At 73.1% G+C, this 4,320-nt stretch carries 4 protein-coding genes; all 4 read left to right on the plus strand.

Going from position 1 to position 4,320, the window contains the following annotated elements; all coding sequences use genetic code 11:
* Nucleotides 1-14 precede the first annotated feature (14 nt).
* Nucleotides 15-656 carry a DsbA family protein gene (locus NBZ85_RS28270; protein WP_261558243.1) on the plus strand — a complete coding sequence of 214 codons (642 nt, stop codon included), beginning with the start codon at nucleotides 15-17 and terminating at the stop codon, nucleotides 654-656.
* 19 nt (nucleotides 657-675) lie between these two features.
* The gene (locus tag NBZ85_RS28275; RefSeq protein WP_261558241.1) at nucleotides 676-1,164 is read left to right on the plus strand and encodes a ribose-5-phosphate isomerase; all 489 of its coding nucleotides are present in this window, start codon (nucleotides 676-678) and stop codon (nucleotides 1,162-1,164) included.
* Nucleotides 1,165-2,138: 974 nt separating this feature from the next.
* On the plus strand, nucleotides 2,139-3,572 hold the full coding sequence (locus tag NBZ85_RS28280; protein ID WP_261558242.1) for a dolichyl-phosphate beta-glucosyltransferase: 1,434 nt from the start codon (nucleotides 2,139-2,141) through the stop codon (nucleotides 3,570-3,572).
* 266 nt (nucleotides 3,573-3,838) lie between these two features.
* Nucleotides 3,839-4,320: alpha-(1->3)-arabinofuranosyltransferase domain-containing protein (locus NBZ85_RS28285; protein ID WP_261563019.1), on the plus strand; the 482-nt coding region annotated here is incomplete at its 3' end.

Below are 4,320 nucleotides of genomic sequence, written 5' to 3' on the forward strand. Positions count from 1 at the left end.
CCCCGGCCCCGCCGCTGCCTGCACCGGCGTCGGCAACGACCGAGACCAGTCCGGACACGGTCCTCGCCGACCTGTGGTTCGACCCGTTGTGCCCGTGGGCATGGCTGACGTCCCGCTGGCTGGTGGAGGTGGAGAAGGTCCGCCCGGTCCGGGTCCGCTGGCACGTGATGAGCCTCGCCGTGCTCAACGAGGGGCGCGACCTGCCCGAGCAGTACGCGGCCATGATGGCGAAGGCGTGGGGCCCGGTGCGGATCTGTATCGCCGCCGCCGAGCGGCACGGCGAGGGCATCCTCGCTGCGCTGTACACCGCGCTCGGCCGCCGCCGGCACGTGGAGAAGGCCGAGTTCGACGAGGCGGTCTTCGCCGCCGCGCTGACGGAGGCGGGCGCTGATCCCGCGCTCGCGGCCGCGGCGACCTCGACCGAGTGGGACGCGAAGCTGCGGGCCAGCCACGCCGACGGCATCGGCCGCGTCGGCATGGACGTCGGCACCCCGGTGATCGCGGTGGGCGACAACGCGTTCTTCGGCCCGGTCATCACCCCGGCACCCAAGGGTGCCGACGCCGGCCGGCTGTGGGACGGAGTGCTGCTGGTCGCCGGCACGCCCGGCTTCTATGAGCTCAAGCGCTCCCGGGAGACGGAACCGATCTTCACATGATCAGGCATGATGGCGCATCATGCGCGTCCATCTAGGTTCTGACCATGCCGGCTTCCATCTGAAGGCGGCGCTCACCGAGCGCCTGGTGGAACTGGGCCATGCGCCCGTCGACCATGGTCCCGGCGAGTACGACCCCGACGATGACTACCCGCCGTTCGTCCTGGCGGCGGCGCGGGCCACCGCGGTCGAGCCGGACAGCCTCGGCATCGTCATCGGCGGTTCTGGCAACGGCGAGGCGATCGCGGCGAACAAGGTTGTGGGTGTGCGCGCGGCGCTGGTCTGGAGCGAGCAGACCGCCACGCTGGCCCGCCAGCACAACGACGCCAACGTGCTGAGTCTCGGTGCCCGGATGCACACCGTCCCCGAGGCGTTGGCGTTCGCTGAGGTCTTCCTCACGACGCCGTTCAGCGGTGAGCAGCGGCACGTGCGCCGGCTGCGGATGCTCTTCGCCTACGAGCGGACCGGCGAGGTCCCCTCGGCGTCCGGCACTGCGTCCCCGGCGTCCTGACTCGCTGACCGTCGCGGCGGGGCGGGGGCCGGCCGGGGCGCAGGCGCGGGCCGGCGTGGTCCACCCGCACGCCCGTCGGGTCGGCGCGGCGGCCGCGACCGGCCCCCCTCACCCCGTCTCTGCTCTACTGGCTGTCCCTGCTCTACCGGCTGTCCCTGCTCTGGTGCCAGCCCGGGGTCGGCCGTCGGGGCAGCGGGGTCGGCTGCCGGGGCGGTTCGCTGGCCGCGGCGCAGCACCACCGCGCGTTCCGCCTCGACGAGGTCGTCCTCGCTGGGCCGGTCGACATCGCGCGCCCGCATCGCCGCCACCGGGGGCAGCCGCGAGTGGCCGGCGCCGATCAGTCCGCGTAGCTGGGCGTCGGGATCTCCGGGGTGTGGCGGTCGCGCCCGCGAGCGGTCGGCGCGTTCCGATCGTGGCATGAGCCCTCCTTCGGCAGCCATCCCCGCGGTGCGGCCAGGCGGGCGCGGCGGCGGCTCATGGACCCGTCACCCTGCTGCCCACCGGCCCCGTGATCGTAATCGGTGGGCGGGGGGCGGGGCGGATTCCGCAAGGCCCGTCCCCTGGCGATTCGGCACTGGAGGAATGCTCCTGTAGTGCTTCGGGTGGTCTTTCCTTGTCGCTCACGAGATCGGACGGATATCTGACCGTCCGGAGTTCGTCGCTTTCCGTGATGGATCATTTCCGCCTGCCCGACCTGTCGTCGCCGACCCCCTGCCCGATCTGTAACACGGTGTCCGTATGCTGGGCGCCGCTAGGGGAGCGCCCGATAACCACATGTATGGCCGATAAGTGCCTGATCGCGGAGTAAGGGGATGAGGTCGGGATGGCGGACTTTGGTGCACATACATTGACACTCTTGGTGAATCCCCTGAAACTGCATGCTGATCTCGTCCGGCCGTCACCAATCGCTGCGCCCTCGCTGGCGTCTGTCACCGGTCCCGCCGTCGCAGCCTAGGAGTTGAGTCTTGGACAGCGTGCCTGTGAGCGTCATCATCCCGGCCTACAACGAGGCGATGCGCCTGCCCGGTTCGCTGCCCCCGCTGGTGTCGGTGATGCGCAAGATTCCCGATGCAGAAGTGATCGTGGTCGACGACGGGAGTACCGACGGCACCGCCGCCGTCGCGGAGGAGCATCTCGCGGGGATACCGGGCGGCCGGGTGCTGCGGCTGCCGTGGAACTCGGGCAAGGGCGCGGCGGTGCGCGCCGGAGTCTCGGTTGCGCACGGCGCCTCGATCGTGTTCATGGACGCCGACGGCGCCTCGGATGTCAACGATCTGCCGTTGTTGCTGGCCGCCCTGGAACATGCTGAGGTGGCGCTCGGCTCCCGCCGCATCGGCGACGGCGCGGTGCGCAGCAGCGGCCGCCGGGTCGGTAGCTGGGCCTTCAATCAGATCACCCGGTCGTTGGCCAGCCTGGACGTCGCGGACACCCAGTGCGGTTTCAAGGCGTTTCGCGGGCAGGAGGCGAAGCTGCTGTTCAGCCTCGCCCGCTCGTCCGGATTCGGTTTCGACGTCGAGGTGCTCTCGATCGCCCGTTCAATCGGATATCGCATCGCCGAGGTCCCGATCCGCTGGGCGGAGATCCCCGGCGGCACGTTCCGGGTGACCCGGCACACGCCGGCGATGATCGTCGATGTGGTGCGGGCCCGTCGCTACCTGGGCCGCGCCGCACCCGGTCTCGTCGTGTCCACCCCGGCGCGCCCGCCGGCCGCCGGCGCGCCCACCGGGTCCGCGGCGGCCACCCCGCCGTCCGCCGCGGCGGACCAGCCCGGCGCCGCGGTTCGCCGGGAGCCGGGGTCGGCGGACACGGCGTCGCCGGTCGTCTCCGTCCAACCTGCGCTGGCTGTCCCGCCCGGTTCCGCCGGCTCGGCCGCGGCGCCGGGCTCGCCCGGCTCGGCCGCTCCGCCTGCGCGCGGAGGCCCGGCGGGTGGCCCCGACCGCGCCGTCGAGCCCGGTCGGCTGGTCGCCGGCTCAGCCCGGCGGGCGCCGCTGTCGCCGCCGCGCCGCCCTCGGCCCGAGACCGTCCAGCCGGCCGCGGCGCGCCGCGTGGACCCGGCGCCGGACGCCCGGGGCGCTGGCCCCTCCCGCACGGACCTGGTCGTGCTCGAGCCGGTCGCGGCGGCCGCCGCCGGCCGTGCCTCGGACGACGGGGGTGCGGGCCTGATCCTCCCGGGTACCACGATGGGTCTCCCGAACCCGGGTGTGAGCCGGCTCGCGAGCCCCGGGGGCGCCCGTGCGCTTTCCGGGGGGACCGTCGACGAACCCGTCGTGACCATCCCGTCGCCGAGTGGGGAACCCGGCACCACGGCCGCAGCCGCGCTCGCCGTGGCCCTCACAGGGCCGGTGGGCGGCGGCGAGGTGTCGGTGTTCCCGGCGCCGGAGCGGGACGGCGCAGCCCGCTCGTCATAGCGGACCCGCACCTGCCGGGGGGTGGAAGGGAACGGGATGCACCGGGCGCCGGCCAGCCAGGGTGGGGCGAGATAGTCCGGTTCCGACACCCTGGATAAGGTCGGGCATATCTGCTCTCGACCCTGGAGTCAGCGATCCCTTCCCCCGTCGGCGGTCCCGTCGCGACAGCGACTGGCCCGCGCGCATCCCGGTCATCGGCCGCATTCACCTCCGCGCCCGCCTCCCCGTTGCGCGCCCGCCGGACCTCGCGGTGGCCGCTGCTCGGGATGGCGGTCGGTTATGCGGTGCTCTACCTGCTCCAGGCGCCCGGCCGGCTGACCGCGGACACCAAGCTCGACGTCCCGCTCGACCCGTGGGGCTTCATGGGCCGGGCCACCCACCTGTGGAACTCCCTCGCCGAGTTCGGCTACCTGCCGAACCAGTACGTCGGATACCTGTTCCCGATGGGGCCCTTCTTCGGCCTGGGCAAGCTGGTCGGCCTGCCGCCCTGGGTGACGCAGCGGCTGTGGATGGCGTTGCTGCTCACCGTCTCGTCGTGGGGCGTCGTGCGCCTCGCCGACGCGCTGCGCCTCGGCGTACCCGCCACCCGGGTGCTGGCGGGGCTCGCCTACACCCTGTCGCCGATGTTCCTCGGCAAGATCGGGGCGACCTCCGTCGCTCTCGCCGGCGCGGCGATGCTGCCCTGGATCACGCTGCCGCTCATCCTCGCGCTGCGCCCCGACGGCGCCTTCGGCGCTGACACCGGCAC

This window comes from Frankia tisae, assembly GCF_025403405.1.
Taxonomy (GTDB): domain Bacteria; phylum Actinomycetota; class Actinomycetes; order Frankiales; family Frankiaceae; genus Frankia; species Frankia tisai.

Coding starts and splice junctions, on each gene's coding strand:
- NBZ85_RS28275 (WP_261558241.1), top strand. CDS start 676: ATGCGCGTCCATCTAGGTTCTGACCATGCCGGCTTCCATCTGAAGGCG.